The following is a 17,029-nucleotide window of genomic DNA, read 5'->3' as shown; positions in this document are numbered from 1 at the left end:
GTTCGACCGGGCTTTTTCTTGTCTGCATGCAGCACACGTTGGCGTGACGTCAGGGCGGGTCTTGCCGCGGCGGTCGCGCAGGCTTCTGCAGCAGCGTGTTGACCAGGTCGGCCACGTCGGAGGTCTTGAGCACCGCCGCGATCACGGCCGTGGCCGAGAGCAGCCGCCAGGGCCGCACGAGCACCAGCAGCGAGCCCGTGGCGGCCGCGGCGGCCATGAGCTTGACGGGCTCGGTGCGGGCGTAGTGTTCGAGCAGGGGGCGGGCCAGCTGGCCGGCCGCGTGCGCGGGATGGCGGCGCCACCAGCGCTGCACCACGCCGCGCGCCATCGCGCTCCAGACGTTGTGGCGGCGCCCCGGCGAGCCGGGCGGCGCATCGCCGGCGTCGGTGTGTGCGTATTCGAGATCGTCGTCGGCGTCGCCGGCGGCCAAGGCGCGGTGGGGCGCCGGTGCATCCGGCTCGCCGCCGTTCAGTTGCCGCACGAGCGCGCGGCGCGACAGGGCCAGCCGCTGTTGCGGCGTGAGTTGCGGTGCGGCAGGGCGGCGGGGATCAGGGCTGCTCATGGCGGGCTCCGGCGGCATGCAGCGCGTCGAGGTCCGCGGCCAGCTGGGCGCGCAGATCGTCGAAGCCGTAGTTCGGACTCGGGCGGGTGGCGATCCAGGTGCAGATCGCCGCGATCACCACCGCCACGGCAGGCACGGCCACCAGCACCCAGTGGAAGCTGCCGTGCAGCACGCCGAGCAGCACGGCCACGCCGATCAGCCCGAGGGCGAGCACTGCGGTGGCCACGGCCAGGACGCCCGCGACCAGTCGGGCAACCAGGCCGCGTCCCGCCACGGCACTCTCCTGCCGGACAAGGGCGGCGTAGTTGGCGATGTGATCGGCAATGAGCTCCGGGTGCCCGAGCACCGTCGAGAAGATCGGATGAAGCATGTGCGAGGGTGGTCGGGCGGGGTCGGTCGGTCAGTGGCGATGCAACGGATCAGTAGTCGTCGCGGTTGCGGCGGCTGGCCAGCACGATCAGTGCCGTGATGGCGGCGCCGGCCGCGGCGGCCAGCAGCACCGAGCGCACGGGCTGATCGGAGATGTAGCGGCCGGTCACGTCGGCGGCCTGTTCGATGCGGCGGTGCGCGCGGGCGCTGGTGGTCGAAGCGGCGTCGAGGCCGCGCTGCACGGCTTGCTGCACGCGTGCGGCCAACTGCTCGACACCCGGTTCGGCGTCGCGGCGCAGTTCGCGGACCTTTTCGCCCGCCGCATTCACCGCGTTCTGAGCGTAGGCGCGGGTGGTTTCGGCCGCTTCCTGGGCGGTCTGGCGCACGTCGTCGGCGAGTTGCGAAGGGGTCTTGGTCGTGTTCATGGGAGAGTCCTTTCCGGGAAGATGAAATGCGGGAGCCTATGGATCGTAACTACGCTACTTGCGTCGTAGCAAGCCGGCCAGGAAGCTGGCGATGGCGAGCACGGCAAAGATGATGAAAAGGACCTTGGCGATCCCCACCGCGCTGGCGGCAATGCCACCGAAGCCGAACACGGCAGCGATGAGTGCGATGACCAGAAATACCACGGCGTAGTGCAGCATGCGGAACTCCTTCGAGGCTTCCCTCTTTGTGGTTTGAAACCATGCATCCAGGCGCATCGCTGAAGACGCGGCCCGGTGCCGGATGACACAGGATCCACCTTAAGGGCAGGGCCGCATCGGCCCTGTCAGCGACCGGGGCGGGGGTGCGTAGGAGGCGACCGAGTCGCCGCAGGCCCGGGGCGTGAAGAAATGCCAGCGCCTGCGTCAGGCGCCGCGCGGCGCGGGGGTGTCGGGGCTCGCCGGCGTGCCGGCCTGCGGTGTCGGCTTCACCACCGGCAGCATCGCGGTGAGCCGCGTGCCCTGGCCGGGCGCCGAGGTGATGGTGAGCTTGCCGCGCGCCGCCTCGACCCGGTGGCGCATGCCCGCCAGGCCGTGCGTCGACGGGCGCATGCGCTGCGCGTCGAAACCCTTGCCGTTGTCGGCCACCTCCACGATCACGTGGTTGGCGTAGTTCTTCAGCACGATGGTGGCTTCACTCGCCTCGGCGTACTTGCCGATGTTGGTCAGGCTCTCCTGCACCATGCGGTAGATCGTGAGCTGGCGCGACTCGTCCATGCTCACGGGCTCCAGCGCCATCTCGATCTCCAGGCCCGAGCGCTCTCCGAACTCGCGCCCCAGGATTTCCAGCGAGGCGACCAGCCCGAGGTTGGAGAGCGACGAAGGCCGCAGGTCCTCGATGATGCGGCGCTTCAGCGCGATGCCGCTGTTGAGCAGCTCGGTCAGGTGCTGCAGCCGCTGGATCGCGTCGGGCGAGTCGGCCAGGCGCGACTTCAGCCGCGCCACGTCGAGCTTGGCGGCCGTGAGCAGCGAGCCCAGTTCGTCGTGCAGTTCGCGCGCCAGGTAGCCGCGCTCGGTCTCGCGCACGTCCTGCAGGTGGGTGGCGAGCTCGGCCAGCGAGGCGGTGCGCTCGCGCACCTCGTCTTCGAGGGCGTTGCGTTCGCGTTGCAGCGCCTCCTGCTGGCGCTCGCCCACCGAGCGCAGCGCGTGCGTCTGGCGCAGGTACAGGAAGAAGGCGATCAGCGCCGCGAGCGCCACGATGCCGGTGCCGACGCGCGCCAGCTGCAGCGACTTCATCACCTGCAGCTGGCCGGCCTGCAGCGTCGCGTTGCTGGTCTTCACCAGCTCGTTGGCGGTGGCGCGGATGGCTTCCATCTCCTCGCGCCCGACGTCGGTGGTCATGACGAACTTCCAGGCGTCCTCGTTGCCCTCGTGGCGCAGCCGCACGCTCATGTCCATCTCGGCGATCTTGCGCAGCACGTGCTTGGACAGCTCGGACAGCTGGGTGCGCTCGGCCGGGCGCTCGGCGTACAGCTGGCGCAGCGTGGCCAGGTTGCCGTCCACCTGCTTGACCGCGATGTCGTAGGGCTGGCGGTAGGCGGCTTCGCCCGTGAGCAGGAAGCCGCGCTGGCCGGTTTCGGCGTCCAGCATGTTCTGCAGGATCTGGTTGAGCGTGCCGCGGATCTGCTGCGCCTCGTCGATGTCCGCCAGGGCGCGGCTCGATTGCCGGTATCCTGCCTCGTTGATGCCCACGAGGGCCAGTGCGGCCAGCGCCGCGAGCAAGAGGCTCACGGCCATTTTTTGGGGGGCTAACCAGTGCATGACACCCTTAGGGTCGCATTCAATGCAACTTCGTGAATAATTGATAACAATCAGGGACCGGCATGCTGCGGCTTCCAAAGCTGCGGCACAACGACGAAAGTAACAGATGATCAAAATTGGAATTGTGGACGACCACGCCATCGTGCGATCGGGCCTCCGGCAGTTCTTCTCCGAGCACGTGGACCTGCGCGTGGCGGGCGAGGCAGCGAGCGGCCGTGAAGCCATCGAGCTGGTACGCACCACCGAGCTGGACGTGCTGGTGATGGATCTCTCCATGCCGGGACAAAGCGGTATTGATGCCCTTGCCATGATCCGCGCCAAGGCGCCGGACGTGGGCATCCTGATCCTCAGCGGCTACCCCGAGGAGCACTACGCGATGAACCTGATCCGTCAGGGCGCCAGCGGCTACCTCAACAAGGAGTGCGATCCGATCGAGATCGTGAACGCCATTCGCACCATCTCGCTGGGCCGGCGCTACATCACGCCCGCTGTGGCCGAACTGCTGGCCCGCCAGCTCGACCGCAAGGACGACGCCGCGCCGCACGAGCAGCTCTCGGAGCGCGAGTTCCAGGTCTTCCTGAAGCTGGCCAAGGGCGAGACCGCCGGCGACATCGCCAAGACGCTGTCGCTGTCGGTGAAGACGGTGAGCACCTACCGCACGCGGCTGATGGAGAAGATGAACCTGTCCTCCAACAGCGACCTGACCTACTACGCGCTGAAGAACAAGCTCATCGATTGAGCCGCGCCTAGGCATCGCCGGGTGCGGACCGCAGCGCGGCGGCCTGGCGGATGCAGAAGTCGACCAGTGCGTCGATCTCGTTCGACTTGTCGAACACCGCGTCGACCCCGAACTCGGCGCAGCGGCGCCGGATGTCGGGCGTCGCATAGTTGCTGAGCACCACCACCTTCTGGCCGGGCTTGCGCGACTGGCAGGCCTGCAGGATGCCCAGGCCACTCCCCTGCTTGAGAAAGAGATCGACGATGGCCAGGTGCCACTCGTCGGCATGGTCGTGCAGCCAGTCGCGCGCGTGCTGCTCGGTTTCCGCAAAGCCCACGACCGTGGTGCAGGTGAGCTCTTCCAGAGTGCCGATGAGGTTTTCACGGATCGTGGGGTTGTCTTCGACAACGTAGGTCTGCAATCTGGAATCCATGCCGAACCGCGCTTCCTCTGAGGTGGGCAGGTGCTCGTGTCCAAGCGCCCTGCGGAGGAGAGAGCCTGCCCATGGACATTGAGGCTTTCCCGCAGCGGATCATGCAGGGTTCAAGGGCCGCGCGTTGTAGGCGGGTTCTGACGCATGTGCAGGCGGCTGTCTCCACGCCGCCTTGCGCCCGCCCGTAGGCCAAGCCGCACGGGGTCTGCGGCCTGCCGCCGACCCGGTTCGGGCGCGCATCCGGGTAAGAATCGACCATGGCAACCCAATCCCTTCGCACCCGGCCGCGCTGGCAGAAGCTGCTGGCGGCCTTCGTGTTGCTGGTCGCCGTCCTGCTGACCGCGTTCGCGCTCCTCGTGGCCTTCTTTCCGTGGGACACGCTGCGCGAGCCGCTCAACCGCTTCGTGAGCGAGAAGACCGGGCGCAAGTTCGAGATCACCCGCCGGCTCGACGTGGACCTGGGCTGGAAGGCCGCCACCATCCACTTCGACGGCATCGAGTTCGCCAACCCCGACTGGGCGCGCGACCCCTACCTGGTGAAGGCCGAGCGCGCGAGCTTCGAGATCCGCCTGTGGCCGCTGATCGACAAGCGGGTGGTCATTCCGAGCCTGGCGCTGACGGCGCCCACCGTCGGCCTGCAGATGGAACCCGACGGGCGCCGCACCTGGGCCTTCGGCAAGGACACCTCCGACACCGGCACCGTGCCCACCATCGGCCTGATCCAGGTCGACAAGGGCGCCGTCGACTTCCTGGCTACGCACCTGGGCGTCGACGTGCACGCCGACCTGGACTACGACAGCAACCGCGGCGAGCTGCCGCTGCACTACCGCATCAAGGGCCGCTACAAGGGCCAGCCGCTCACGGCCGACGGGCGCACCGGCAACGTGCTGCAGATCAACGCCGCGGGCGCGCCGCCGTTCCCGCTCGAGATCAACGCCGCCGCCGGCCAGACCCGGCTCAAGGCCAATGGCACGGTGGCCCAGCTCGCGGGCTTCGACGGCATCGACGCCACGTTCCAGATCAAGGGCCAGACGCTGAGTGCGCTGTACCCGCTGCTGGGCATCGTGCTGCCGCAGACCCCGCCCTATGCGCTGAGCGGCGGCCTGCGCAAGCGCGGCAAGCTCTGGGAGGCGGCGGGGCTCAACGGCCGGCTGGGCCTGTCGGACATCGGCGGCGACATGGCCTTCGATCAGGCCGGCAAGGTGCCGCGCCTGTCGGGCACGCTGCGCTCGCGCGTGATGGACATGGACGACCTCGGCCCGCTGATCGGCCTGCCGCCCACGGCGCGTTCCGCCAACGCGGTGGAGGGTGTGGCGCCCGTCGCCTCGGCCCAGCCCAAGCGCCCGCCCGGCGGCAAGGTGCTGCCGACCACGCCGTTCGACTTCGGGCGGCTGCACGCCATGAATGCCGATGTGGCCTACACGGCCGAGCGCATCCGCAACGTGCGCGAGGTGCCGCTGGACCGCGGCAGCGTCAAGATCAAGCTGGCCGACGGCGTGCTGTCGCTCGACCCGCTCGACCTGGGCGTGGCCAACGGCAAGCTCGTGGGCGCGATCCGCATCGACGCCACCAAGACGCCGGCCGACATCCGCGCCTCGCTCGACGTGCGCGGCCTGCGGCTGGCTCGGCTCATTCCCAAGCTGGAGAACTCGGGCAACAGCGTCGGCCGGCTCGACGGGCGCATCAACCTGTCGGGCGCCGGCAATTCGGTGGCCAGCTGGCTGGGCGGCGCGTCGGGCGACATGGCGGTGCTGTCGGGCCGCGGCCAGTTCGGCAACCTGATGCCCGTGTTCGCGACGCTGGTGGGCGGCGACATCCTCAAGTTCCTGCTGCGCGGCGACCGCGACGTCGAGCTGCGCTGCGCCGCGCTGGCCTTCGACGTGAACAAGGGCGTGATGAACGGGCGCACGCTGGTGCTGGACACCACCAACGCCGTCTTTACCGCCACCGGCCAGGCCAACCTCGCGACCGAGTCGCTGGACTTCGTGATCCGGCCCGAGCCCAAGAGCGCGAGCTTCCTGTCGCTGCGCACGCCACTGGTCGTGAGCGGCACCTTCGGCGCGCCCAAGGGCGGCGTCGAGATCGGGCCGCTGGCCGGTCGGGGGCTCGCCGCGCTGGCGCTCGGCGCCATCAACCCGCTGCTGGCGCTGGCCGCGACCATCGAGACCGGCCCCGGCGAGAACGCCGACTGCACGGGTGTGCTGGCGCTGGCGAACCGGCCCACGGCCGGGGCCGCCGCGCGCGGTGCCGCGCGGGCCAAGGGGGCTCGCCAGCCTTAACGAAAGAAAGAAGAGGGCAGGCGGGCGCTCAGGCGCCGGCCTGGGGCCGCTGCGCGCAGACGCTGCAGTGCGGGTCGCGCGAGACGCGCAGCGTGTCGAAGCCGGTGCTGCGCCCGTCGAACATCAGCAGCTTGCCCGCCAGCGACGGCCCGATGCCGGCCAGCAGCTTGAGCGCCTCGCTGGCCTGCAGCGTGCCGATGGTGCCGACCACCGGGCCGAACACGCCGAGCACCGCGCAGCGCGTTTCCTCGAAGCTGGCCTCGGGCGGGAACAGGCAGGCGTAGCAGGGGCAGGCGGCGTCACGCGTGTCGTACACGCTCAGCTGGCCGTCGAAACGGATCGCCGCACCCGCCACCAGCGGCTTGGCGTGCGCCACGCAGGCGCGGTTCACGGCCTGCCGGGTGGCGAAGTTGTCGCAGCAGTCGACCACCACGTCGGCCTCAGCCACGAGCCGCGACAGCAGCGCCTCGTCGGCGCGCACGGCGTGGGTTTCGATGGCGATGCCGGGGTTGATGTCGCGCATGGCCTGCGCGGCGGATGCGACCTTGGGCTGGCCCACCCGCGCCTGGGTGTGGACGACCTGCCGCTGGAGGTTGGTGAGATCGACCTCGTCGTCGTCGACCAGCACGATGTGGCCGACTCCCGCTGCCGCGAGGTACAGGGCCACCGGCGAGCCCAGCCCGCCGGCGCCGATGACGAGCACCCGCCCGGCACTGACGCGCGCCTGGCCGTCAATGCCGAATTCTTCGAGGAGGATGTGCCGCGAATAGCGCAGCAGGTCGTGATCGTCCATGCGCGCCTGCCTGGGGCTGTGCGGGGGAGGGGAAAACGCCGGTGGCGCGAACCGCACGGTGCGTGCGGCCCGCTCGCCGGGATCAGTTTTCCTTCTTCTCGTCCTTGTTGTCGACGATGACCTGCGTCTTGCTGACGAGCACCGGCTGGCCTTTCAGGCGGTTGAGCGCCTGCACCAGCGGGAAGTCCTTGTCGGTGCCGAACTCGGGCACCTTGCGGTCCTGCGGCGGCTTCTTGGCTTCTTCCTCGAGGCGCTTGCGGGCTTCGTCGCGGGCCTTTTCACGCTCGGGGTCCTTGACCTCGGGGCCCTGGCCGCTGGCCAGGTGCTTCTCGAGGTCGGCCTCGCGCATGCGCAGGGCTGCGAAGGGGCTGCCCTCGGCGCTTTCGTCGACCAGCACGTTGGGCACGATGCCCTTGGCCTGGATCGAGGTGCCGCTGGGCGTGTAGTAGCGCGCGGTGGTGATCTTCAGGCCGGTGTCCGGGCCGAGCGGGCGCACCGTCTGCACCGAGCCCTTGCCGAAGGTCTGGCTGCCCATGATGGTGGCGCGCTTGTGGTCCTGCAGCGCGCCGGCCACGATCTCGCTGGCCGAGGCCGAGCCTTCGTTCACCAGCACCACCAGCGGCACGTTCTTGAGCGCTGCCGGCAGGTTGCGCAGCGGGTCGCTGCCCGAACGGCGCTGGTAGTACTCCGGCGCCGCCTTGTAGATCGACTTGCTTTCGGCCAGCTGGCCGTCGGTGGTGACCACCGTGACGTTCTCGGGCAGGAAGGCCGCCGACACCGCCACCGCCGCGTCGAGCAGGCCGCCCGGGTCGTTGCGCAGGTCGAGCACCAGGCCCTTGAGGTTCGGGTCTTCCTTGTAGAGCTCCTCGATCTTCTTGACGAAGTCGTCGACCGTGCGCTCCTGGAACTGCGACAGGCGGATCCAGCCGTAGCCCGGTTCGATCATCTTGCCGCGCACCGACTGGGTACGGATTTCCTCGCGCGTGATCGTGACCGGGAAGGTGCGGCTCTCGTCCTTGCGGAAGATGGTCAGCAGCACCTTGGTGTTGGCCTCGCCGCGCATGCGCTTGACGGCTTCGTTCAGCGACAGGCCGCGCACGGCGGTGTCGTCGATCTTGGTGATCAGGTCGTTCGGCTTCAAGCCGGCGCGGAAGGCCGGCGAGCCCTCGATGGGGGAGACGACCTTGATGAGGCCGTCTTCCTGCGAGATCTCGATGCCCACGCCGACGAAGCGGCCGGTGGTGCCCTCGCGGAATTCCTTGAAGGACTTCTTGTCGAAGTACTGCGAGTGCGGATCGAGCCCGGCGACCATGCCCGAGATGGCGTCCGAGATGAGTTTCTTCTCGTCGACCGCCTCGACATAGTCGCTCTTGACCATCCCGAAGACGGCCGCGAGCTGCTGCAACTCCTCGAGCGGGAGCGGCGCGAGCGAACCCCGCGCGACCGTCTGCAGCGAGACGGTGGTCAGGACGCCAGCAACGGCGCCGGCGGCGACCCAGCCGGTGATCTTCAGTTTCTGGCCCATCATGAGTGAAATGTCCTGTATGTCGACGGCTGTCGAACCAATATACACAGCTTGGAAGCAAATTGCCTGCCGGGGTTCCACGGAGGAGCCGGCAGGCGGGGTTTTCTTCTTTTGCTTACGTCTTCAGCCCTTGCCCTGCGAAGCCACCGCGGCGGCGGCCTTTTCGGCGGCCGCGGCATCGCCCAGGTAGTAGTGGCGCAGGGGCTTGAGGTCGTCGTCCAGCTCGTACACGAGCGGGATGCCGTTCGGGATGTTCAGGCCGACGATGGCGTCGTCCGAGATGCCGTCCAGGTACTTCACCAGCGCGCGGATCGAGTTGCCGTGCGCGGCCACGACCAGGCGGCGACCGGTGCGGATGGCCGGGGCCATCGATTCGTTCCAGAACGGCAGCACGCGCGCCACCGTGTCCTTCAGGCATTCGGTCAGCGGGATCTGTTCGGGCGACAGCTTGGCGTAGCGCACGTCGGAGCGCTCGCTGCGCGGGTCGTCCGCTTCCAGCGGCGGCGGCGGGGTGCTGTAGCTGCGGCGCCAGACCAGCACCTGTTCGTCGCCGTACTTCTTGGCCGTTTCGGCCTTGTTCAGGCCCTGCAGGCCGCCGTAGTGGCGTTCGTTCAGGCGCCAGGAGTGCACCACGGGCAGCCAGGTGCGGTCGAGCTCGTCGAGCGTGTGCCAGAGGGTGCGGGTGGCGCGTTTGAGCACGCTGGTGTAGGCCACGTCGAAGTCGTAGCCCTCGGCCTTGAGCAGCCGGCCGGCCTGCTTGGCCTGCTCGACGCCGGTTTCGGTCAGGTCGACGTCGGTCCAGCCGGTGAAGCGGTTTTCGAGGTTCCAGGTCGATTCGCCGTGGCGGATCAGTACCAGTTTGTGCATGTCGGAGGCCTTTGGCAGCGCGTGGGAAAACCAGCATTCTAAAATCCCGGGTTTGCCATCCAAGGAACCCCCGTGAAATTGATCGAATTCGTCACCGCGAACTGGATGCTGATCCTGATGGCGCTCACCTCGGGCGGCATGCTGGCCTGGCCGATGCTCCGGGGTGCGGGCGGTGGCACGCTCACGGCCCAGGGCGCCGTGCAGCTCATCAACCGCGAACGCGCGGTGCTGGTCGATGTGCGCGAACCCGAAGAATTCGCGACCGGCCACATGATCGGCGCCAAGAACGTGCCCTTGAACCTGCTGGACGAGAAGCTGGCCAGCACGGTCAAGAACAAGAACGTGCCGCTGCTCCTGGTGTGCGCCACCGGCGCCCGCGCCCAGCGCGCCGTGGCCACGGCCAAGAAGCTCGGCTACGAGCAGGCCCAAGCCGTCGCCGGCGGGCTCAAGGCCTGGAAAGAGGCCAACCTGCCGGTTGAAAAAGCCTGATTTCCCCCAAGGTAGAGCGCATGCAAGCCGTCAAGATGTACACCACCGCCGTCTGCCCGTACTGCACGCGTGCAAAGCAGATCCTCAAGGCCAAGGGCGTCGAGCAGATCGAAGAGATCCGCATCGACACCGACCCGCAAGCCCGCACCACCATGATGGAGATCACCCAGCGCCGCACGGTGCCGCAGATCTTCATCGGCGACACCCACGTGGGCGGCTGCGACGACCTCATGGCCCTGGACAGCCGCGGCGGCCTGGTCCCGCTGCTGCAAGGCGCCTGAAGTCCCACGCGGCCGGGCGTCACGAAAGTGCGCGGGCCGTCGGGCGATAATCGTTTGTTCCCTCATCTGCAGCCCGCTGCGGGACCTTCTCCCCGGCGGGCATTGTTTTGATCCTCGAAAGTTCAGCCATGGCCGACCAGCAAGCCCAAGATCCCGTGTTCCAGATCCAGCGCGTCTACCTCAAGGACCTGTCGCTCGAACAACCCAACTCGCCCGCGATCCTGCTGGAGCAGACGCAACCCACCGTCGACATCCAGCTCGGCGTGGACGCCCAGCCCGTGGCCGACGGCATCTTCGAGATCACCGTGTCGGCCACCGTGCAGACCAAGATCGAAGACCGCACCGTGTTCCTGGTCGAAGCCAAGCAAGCCGGCATCTTCGAGATCCGCAACCTGCCGGAAGACCAGATGGGCCCGATCCTGGGCATCGCCTGCCCGCAGATCGTCTACCCGTACCTGCGCGGCAACGTCGCCGACGTGATCCAGCGCGGCGGCTTCCCGCCCGTGCACCTGGCCGAAATCAACTTCCAGGCCATGTACGAGCAGCAGCAAGCCCAGGCCGCCGGCCAGGCTGCCCCCACCCTGGCCCAGTAAACCGGCCGCACGACGCCGCCAGCGCACGATGAAGATCTGCGTTCATGGCGCCGGTGCCTGGGGCACGGCCGTCGCAGTCAACGCGGCGGCCCGCCACGAGGTCACCCTCTGGGCGCGCGACGCCGCCCAGGCCGACGCCATGTCGGCCGCGCGTGAAAACACCCGCTACCTTCCCGGGCTGGCCCTGCCGGCCTCGCTGGCCGTGCGCGCGGGCGACATCGCCCAGGCGCAGGCCGGGGCCGACCTCGTCATCGTGGCCACGCCCATGGCCGCCCTGCGCGACCAGCTGATCGCCCTGCGCGGCACCACCGCCCAGGTGGCGTGGCTGTGCAAGGGCGTCGAGCCCGCGCTCGATGCCTCTCCCACCGCTTTCGGCCTGCTCGCCCACGAGATCTGGGCCCAGGTGGCCCCTGAATTGAAGGCGGGCGTGCTCAGCGGCCCCAGCTTTGCGCAGGAGGTCGCCGAAGGGCGCCCGACCGCGCTGGTGGCCGCCAGCCCGCACGCCGGCGTGCGCGATGCGCTGGTCGATGCCTTCCACGGCCCGGCCCTGCGCGTGTACGCCAACGACGACATCGTCGGCGTCGAAGTCGGCGGTGCCGTGAAAAACGTGCTCGCCATCGCCACCGGACTGTGCGACGGCCTCGCGCTCGGGCTCAACGCCCGCGCGGCGCTGATCACCCGCGGCCTGGCCGAAATGACCCGCTTCGGCCTGGCGCTTGGCGCCCGCGCTGACACCTTCATGGGCCTGTCGGGCCTGGGCGACCTCGTGCTGACCGCCACCGGCGACCTGTCGCGCAATCGCAAGGTCGGGCTGCTGCTGGCCCAGGGCCGCACGCTCGCGCAGGCCGTCGATTCGCTGGGCCACGTGGCCGAGGGCGTGTACTGCGCCCGCACCGTGGTGCAGCGCGCGCGCGGCCTGGGCATCGAGATGCCCATCGCCGAAGGCGTGGTCGCGCTGCTCGACGGCCAGGTGAGCCCGCGCGATGCCGTGGCGGCGCTGACCGGGCGCGACCCGGTGCCCGAGTCGGTGCAGCAGCAGCCCGCCGGCCCGGCCTCGCGCCATTCCTCCTGAAGAAGATTAGAGATTCCAGAGACATGAGCCCTCGCTTTGATTTCTCGGCGTCGGCCGTCGCCGCGCTGGCCGAGTCCGACGTCGCCCGCGCCCTGCAGGAAGACGTCGCCGACGGCGACCTGACCGCCTCGCTGGTCGACGCTTCCCGCACCGCCCATGCCCGCGTGCTCGCGCGCGAAACCGCCGTGGTGTGCGGCGCGCCCTGGGTCGAGGCCACCGTGCGGCGGCTCGATCCGCAGGCGCGCATCACCTGGCTGTGCGGCGAGGGCCAGCGCTGCGCCGCCGACCAGCCCGTGCTTGAAATCGAAGGCGGCGCGCGCGCGCTGCTGACGGCCGAGCGCACCGCGCTCAACTTTTTGCAGCTGCTGAGCGCCGTCGCCACCAAGACCGCGCTGTACGCCGACGCCGTGAAGGGCACCCGTGCCCGCATCGTCGACACCCGCAAGACCCTGCCGGGCCTGCGCCTGGCGCAGAAGTACGCGGTGCGCACCGGCGGCGGGCTGAACCACCGCATCGGCCTGTACGACGCGGTGCTCATCAAGGAAAACCACATCGTCGCGGCCGGTGGCGTGGCCGCCGCCCTGCGCGCGGTGGCGCCCGTGGCCGCGCAGGCCGCCTTTGTCGAGGTCGAGGTCGAGACCCTGGCCCAGCTGCAGGAAGCGCTGGACGCCGGCGCCCGCATGGTGCTGCTCGACAACATGGACCTGCCCACGCTGCGCGAGGCCGTGCGCCTGAACGACGCCGTGGGCGACGATCGCAAGGCCGTGCTCGAGATTTCGGGCGGCGTCACGCTCGACGGCCTGCGCGCCCTGGCCGAGACCGGTGTCGACCGGATCTCGATCGGCGCGTTGACCAAGGACGTGAAGGCCATCGACTACTCGATGCGCTTCCTGACCCACTGAACCGCCATGACGACCGCTTCCGTCATCGATGTCGACTACGAACAGCCCGCGCAAGGCGCGGTCTGCGACACGCGCCACGCCTGGGCCCGCGTGCCCCCCGAGCCTTCGCCCGACGAGCGCATTGCGCTGAAGGAGCGCATCCGCCGCCTGCTGCGCGAGCGCAACGCGGTGATGGTGTCGCACTTCTACGTGCACCCCGACCTGCAAGATTTGGCCGAGGAAACCGGCGGCATCGTGAGCGATTCGCTCGAGATGGCGCGCTTCGGCCGCGACCACGCCGCCACCACGCTGGTGGTGTCGGGCGTGCGCTTCATGGGCGAGACCTCGAAGATCCTCTCGCCCGAAAAGCGCGTGCTGATGCCTGACCTGGACGCCAACTGCTCGCTCGACCTGGGCTGCCCGGTCGACGCCTTCAGCGCCTTCTGCGACCAGCACCCCGACCGCACCGTGGTGGTCTACGCCAACACCAGCGCGGCCGTGAAGGCGCGCGCCGACTGGCTCGTCACCTCCAGCTGCGCGCTCGACGTGGTGAACGCGCTGCATGCGGCCGGCCAGAAGATCCTCTGGGGCCCCGACCGCCACCTGGGCGACTACATCCGCCGCCAGACCGGCGCCGACATGGTCAGCTGGAACGGCGCGTGCATCGTGCACGACGAATTCAAGGCGCTCGAACTCGAGCTGCTCATGAAGGAACACCCGAAGGCCAAGGTGCTGGTGCACCCCGAGTCGCCCTCGGATGTGATCGCGCTGGCGCATGCGGTGGGGTCCACCTCGGCGATCCTGAACGCGGCGCAGCGCTTCGACGCGACCGAGTTCATCGTCGCGACCGACACCGGCATGCTGCACAAGCTGCGCACGCTGAACCCCGGCAAGACCTTCATCGAAGCGCCCACGGCGGGCAACGGCGGCACCTGCAAGAGCTGCGCGCACTGCCCGTGGATGGCGATGAACGGGCTGGTCGAACTGGCGAACGCGCTGGAGACCGGTGCGGGCGAGATCCACGTCGATCCGGCGCTGGGCGTGCGGGCGCGGGTGCCGATCGACCGCATGCTGGCGTTCACCGCCGGGCTGAAGAACGGCCAGGCGCCGGGCAGCCTGGTGGCCGGCATCGGCGCCGCCTGACCGGCGGCTAGAAGTCCACCGTGCAGCTGTCGCCGAGCGCCTCGCGCCACACGCGCACGCGCGCCAGCGACGGCCGCAGGTCGGGCAGTGCGTCGGCGATGAACACGCACAGGTTCTCCAGCGTCGGCGGATGCAGCCCCGGCACGTCGTCCAGCAGGTGGTGGTCCAGTTGTTCGCGCACGTCCTCGAGCCGGCGGCGCAGCAGGCCCAGGTCGATCACCATCCCCGTCACCGGGTCGCGCTCGCCCGCCAGCCACACCTCCGCGTGATACGTGTGGCCGTGAATACGGCGGCTGCCTTCGACCTCGATCTCGCGTTTGAGCGTGTGGGCGGCGTCGAAGAAGAAGCGTTGGCTGATGGTGAAGCGCATCGTCAAAAAAGAAACTCGAAACTAAAAAGGGGCCGCTGCGTCAGCGGATGCCCGTGATCTTGTGGGTCTGCACGCTCAGGCGCCACACCGGCTGCTTCATGCATTCGGCGATGCACAGCTCGGTGTTGGCGAGCCGGTCGGGCCCGTCCATCGGCTGCAGGAAGCGGTGCGTGAATTCGCCGGTGCGTGCCATCGCATCGAGGTCAATGCCGGCTTGCGGCCACACCAGCTTCAGCTCCTGGCCGCGCTGCTGCACCCACGGCGCGCCAGCCTTGGGGCTGATGCACAGCCAGTCGATGCCGGCGGGCGCGACGACCGTGCCATTGCTCTCGACCGCGATGCGGAAGTGCCGCGTGTGCAGCGCGTCGACCAGCGCCGCATCGACCTGCAGCAGCGGCTCGCCGCCCGTGAGCACGACCAGCCGGTGCGCGGTGTCGCCGGCGGGCCATTGCGCAGCGATGGTGTCGGCGAGCTGGTCGGCGCTCTTGAACTTGCCGCCCAGCGTGCCGTCGGTGCCGACGAAGTCGGTGTCGCAGAAACGGCAGACGGCCGTGTCGCGGTCTTCCTCGCGGCCGGTCCAGAGGTTGCAGCCGGCGAAGCGGCAGAACACGGCCGGCATGCCGGCCTGGCCGCCTTCGCCCTGCAGCGTGTAGAAGATTTCCTTGACGCTGTAGGTCATGCGGCGAGCGGGGTGTCGATTTCGAGGTTGTCGATGAGCCGCGTGCTGCCCAGCCGCGCGGCGGCCAGGGCCACCAGCGCATCGCCGGGCTGGGGCGCCTGCAGGTCGGCGCGGCGGCGCAGCACCAGGTAGTCGGGCTGCCAGCCCCGCTGTGCGAGCGACTGCATGGCGCGCGCCTCGAGGGCGGCCACGTCGCGCTCGCCGGCGCGCACGGCCTCGGCCATGTCTCGCAGCGCCTTCGATAGCTGCACGGCCTCGGCGCGCTCGGTGGCGCTCAGGTAGCCGTTGCGCGAGGAGAGCGCCAGGCCGTCGTCGGCGCGGAAGGTCTCGCCGCCGACGATCTCGATCGGCAGCGCGAACTGCTGCACCATGTGGCGGATCATCATGAGCTGCTGGTAGTCCTTCTTGCCGAACACGGCCACGCGCGGCTGCACGCACTGGAACAGCTTCATCACCACCGTGCACACGCCGATGAAGAAACCGGGGCGGAAGTGCCCTTCGAGCAGATCGGCCAGCGCCGGGTCGGGATGCACCTTGCAGGTCTGGGGCTCGGGGTAGAGCGCCTTCTCGTCGGGCGCGAACAGCACGTCGCAGCCGGCGGCGCGCAGCTTCTCGCAGTCGCTGTCCCAGGTGCGCGGGTAGGTGTCGAAGTCTTCGTGCGGCAGGAACTGCAGGCGGTTCACGAAGATGCTGGCCACCGTGGCGTCGCCCAGCGGCTTGGCCTGGCGCACGAGCGCGAGGTGGCCCTCGTGCAGGTTGCCCATGGTGGGCACGAAGGCGGGGCGCTGGCTGGAAGACAGGTGCTGGCGCAGTTCGTCGATGGTCTTGGCGATGTACATGGTCGGTGTCCTTCTGTGCTTACCAGGCGTGGAGGCGGTCGTCGGGGAAGCTGCCGTTCTTCACGGCCTGCACGTAGGCCTGCAGCGCGGGCAGCACGCCTGGCGCGTCGGCCATGAAGTTGCGCACGAACTTCGGCATCTTCCCGAGGTTGATGCCCAGCATGTCGTGCAGCACGAGCACCTGGCCCGCGGTGGCCTTGCCGGCGCCGATGCCGATGGTGGCGCAGTGTTTCAGCTCCGTGGTGAGTTCGGCGGCCAGCGCGGCCGGCACCATCTCGAGCACCAGCATGGCGGCGCCGGCGTCCTGCAGCGCGTGGGCCTGCTGCTTGAGCAGTGCGCCGGCGGTGTCGCCCTTGCCCTGCACGCGGTAGCCGCCGAGCGCATGCACGGTCTGCGGCGTCAGGCCCAGGTGGGCGCACACGGGAATGCCGCGCTCGACCAGGAAGCGCACGGTCTCGGTGGTCCAGCCGCCGCCTTCGAGCTTGACCATGTGCGCGCCGGCCTGCATCAGTACCGTGGCGCTGGCCAGGGCCTGCTCGCGCGACTCCTGGTAACTGCCGAAGGGCAGGTCGGCGATGAGCCAGGTCGTGCCCTGCACGCGGCGCAGGCCGCGCGAAACGCTGTCGGTGTGATAGCGCATGGCTTCCAGGCTCACGCCCACGGTGCTGTTCAGGCCCTGGCAGACCATGCCCAGCGAGTCGCCGACCAGCAGGCAGTCGATGCCGGCCGCGTCGGCCATGGCCGCGAAGGTGGCGTCGTAGGCGGTGAGCATGGCGATCTTCTCGCCGCGCGCATGCATGTCGGCCAGCCGCGGCAGGCTCACGGGCTTGCGCTGCGCCAGGGGCGAGGCGGGCGGCAGCGTGCCGTAGGGCGAGGCGGGCGGGGCTTCGGAC

21 protein-coding genes are annotated in these 17,029 nt (G+C 69.4%); 8 read left to right on the top strand and 13 right to left on the bottom strand.

The features are described 5' to 3' along the window. Positions 1-49: 49 nt before the first annotated feature. The 5 genes from AC07XP_RS15365 to AC07XP_RS15345 all read right to left on the bottom strand — a co-directional run bounded on the left by AC07XP_RS15365 (position 50) and on the right by AC07XP_RS15345 (position 3,150). Entirely contained in the window at positions 50-562 is a 513-nt protein-coding gene (locus AC07XP_RS15365) for a hypothetical protein (RefSeq protein ID WP_495265166.1), read from the bottom strand. Continuing rightward, a complete protein-coding gene (locus AC07XP_RS15360; RefSeq protein ID WP_062477071.1) occupies positions 549-932 on the bottom strand; it encodes a hypothetical protein in 384 nt (127 codons plus the stop codon). The genes AC07XP_RS15365 and AC07XP_RS15360 overlap by 14 nt, the downstream gene beginning before the upstream one ends. Positions 933-981: 49 nt before the next feature. Then, complete coding sequence (locus tag AC07XP_RS15355) at positions 982-1,356, bottom strand: hypothetical protein (protein ID WP_062477074.1); 375 nt, start codon at positions 1,354-1,356, stop codon at positions 982-984. 54 nt (positions 1,357-1,410) lie between these two features. Beyond that, positions 1,411-1,575, bottom strand: a complete 165-nt coding sequence (locus AC07XP_RS15350; RefSeq protein ID WP_070063586.1) for a DUF1328 domain-containing protein — start codon at positions 1,573-1,575, stop codon at positions 1,411-1,413. A gap of 204 nt (positions 1,576-1,779) precedes the next feature. Beyond that, entirely contained in the window at positions 1,780-3,150 is a 1,371-nt protein-coding gene (locus AC07XP_RS15345) for a CHASE3 domain-containing protein (RefSeq protein ID WP_495265165.1), read from the bottom strand. Positions 3,151-3,280: 130 nt separating this feature from the next. Between AC07XP_RS15345 and AC07XP_RS15340 the strand changes: the two genes are divergently transcribed. Then, positions 3,281-3,913 (top strand): response regulator, encoded by a 633-nt coding sequence (locus AC07XP_RS15340; RefSeq protein ID WP_007837167.1) that lies wholly within the window; start codon positions 3,281-3,283, stop codon positions 3,911-3,913. Between the two features lie 7 nt (positions 3,914-3,920). Here AC07XP_RS15340 and AC07XP_RS15335 read toward each other — a convergent pair whose 3' ends face one another. After that, positions 3,921-4,325 carry a response regulator gene (locus AC07XP_RS15335; RefSeq protein WP_062477080.1) on the bottom strand — a complete coding sequence of 135 codons (405 nt, stop codon included), beginning with the start codon at positions 4,323-4,325 and terminating at the stop codon, positions 3,921-3,923. Between the two features lie 257 nt (positions 4,326-4,582). Here AC07XP_RS15335 and AC07XP_RS15330 point away from each other — a divergent pair, with 257 nt between their 5' ends. Further along, positions 4,583-6,604, top strand: a complete 2,022-nt coding sequence (locus AC07XP_RS15330) for an AsmA family protein (RefSeq protein ID WP_495265164.1) — start codon at positions 4,583-4,585, stop codon at positions 6,602-6,604. A gap of 28 nt (positions 6,605-6,632) precedes the next feature. Here AC07XP_RS15330 and AC07XP_RS15325 read toward each other — a convergent pair whose 3' ends face one another. From AC07XP_RS15325 to gpmA, 3 genes are all read right to left on the bottom strand, one after another. After that, positions 6,633-7,397 (bottom strand): HesA/MoeB/ThiF family protein, encoded by a 765-nt coding sequence (locus AC07XP_RS15325; protein ID WP_495265163.1) that lies wholly within the window; start codon positions 7,395-7,397, stop codon positions 6,633-6,635. An 82-nt stretch (positions 7,398-7,479) separates the two neighbouring features. Continuing rightward, positions 7,480-8,922, bottom strand: coding sequence for a S41 family peptidase (locus AC07XP_RS15320; RefSeq protein ID WP_062477129.1), 1,443 nt, complete (start codon positions 8,920-8,922; stop codon positions 7,480-7,482). Between the two features lie 123 nt (positions 8,923-9,045). Then, a complete protein-coding gene (gene gpmA / locus AC07XP_RS15315) occupies positions 9,046-9,789 on the bottom strand; it encodes a 2,3-diphosphoglycerate-dependent phosphoglycerate mutase (RefSeq protein ID WP_013543140.1) in 744 nt (247 codons plus the stop codon). A 105-nt stretch (positions 9,790-9,894) separates the two neighbouring features. Here gpmA and AC07XP_RS15310 point away from each other — a divergent pair, with 105 nt between their 5' ends. The 6 genes from AC07XP_RS15310 (at position 9,895) to nadA (ending at position 14,248) form a co-directional block, all read left to right on the top strand. After that, positions 9,895-10,278 carry a rhodanese-like domain-containing protein gene (locus AC07XP_RS15310; RefSeq protein ID WP_370681259.1) on the top strand — a complete coding sequence of 128 codons (384 nt, stop codon included), beginning with the start codon at positions 9,895-9,897 and terminating at the stop codon, positions 10,276-10,278. A 20-nt stretch (positions 10,279-10,298) separates the two neighbouring features. Continuing rightward, positions 10,299-10,559: a glutaredoxin 3 gene (grxC, locus tag AC07XP_RS15305; protein ID WP_062477087.1), complete on the top strand. Its 261-nt coding sequence runs from the start codon at positions 10,299-10,301 to the stop codon at positions 10,557-10,559. Between the two features lie 128 nt (positions 10,560-10,687). Next, complete coding sequence (secB, locus tag AC07XP_RS15300; RefSeq protein ID WP_056578332.1) at positions 10,688-11,152, top strand: protein-export chaperone SecB; 465 nt, start codon at positions 10,688-10,690, stop codon at positions 11,150-11,152. Positions 11,153-11,180: 28 nt separating this feature from the next. After that, positions 11,181-12,224, top strand: coding sequence for an NAD(P)H-dependent glycerol-3-phosphate dehydrogenase (locus tag AC07XP_RS15295; protein ID WP_495265162.1), 1,044 nt, complete (start codon positions 11,181-11,183; stop codon positions 12,222-12,224). A 23-nt stretch (positions 12,225-12,247) separates the two neighbouring features. Beyond that, positions 12,248-13,126 (top strand): carboxylating nicotinate-nucleotide diphosphorylase, encoded by an 879-nt coding sequence (gene nadC, locus AC07XP_RS15290; RefSeq protein ID WP_495265161.1) that lies wholly within the window; start codon positions 12,248-12,250, stop codon positions 13,124-13,126. A gap of 6 nt (positions 13,127-13,132) precedes the next feature. Then, entirely contained in the window at positions 13,133-14,248 is a 1,116-nt protein-coding gene (nadA, locus tag AC07XP_RS15285; protein ID WP_495265160.1) for a quinolinate synthase NadA, read from the top strand. Between the two features lie 7 nt (positions 14,249-14,255). Here nadA and AC07XP_RS15280 read toward each other — a convergent pair whose 3' ends face one another. The 4 genes from AC07XP_RS15280 to panB all read right to left on the bottom strand — a co-directional run. After that, the gene (locus AC07XP_RS15280; RefSeq protein WP_369631695.1) at positions 14,256-14,618 is read right to left on the bottom strand and encodes a 6-carboxytetrahydropterin synthase; all 363 of its coding nucleotides are present in this window, start codon (positions 14,616-14,618) and stop codon (positions 14,256-14,258) included. A gap of 40 nt (positions 14,619-14,658) precedes the next feature. Continuing rightward, the gene (queE, locus tag AC07XP_RS15275) at positions 14,659-15,297 is read right to left on the bottom strand and encodes a 7-carboxy-7-deazaguanine synthase (protein WP_495265159.1); all 639 of its coding nucleotides are present in this window, start codon (positions 15,295-15,297) and stop codon (positions 14,659-14,661) included. Beyond that, the gene (gene panC / locus AC07XP_RS15270) at positions 15,294-16,136 is read right to left on the bottom strand and encodes a pantoate--beta-alanine ligase (RefSeq protein ID WP_495265158.1); all 843 of its coding nucleotides are present in this window, start codon (positions 16,134-16,136) and stop codon (positions 15,294-15,296) included. Before panC ends, queE begins: the two co-directional genes overlap by 4 nt. Positions 16,137-16,155: 19 nt before the next feature. Then, on the bottom strand, positions 16,156-17,029 hold an 874-nt coding region (panB, locus tag AC07XP_RS15265), incomplete at its 5' end, for a 3-methyl-2-oxobutanoate hydroxymethyltransferase (RefSeq protein ID WP_495265157.1).

Source organism: Variovorax sp. GW531-E2 (assembly GCF_059423125.1).
Note: the sequence above shows the minus strand (reverse complement) of the source record. Positions and strands in the feature narration are given on the sequence as shown.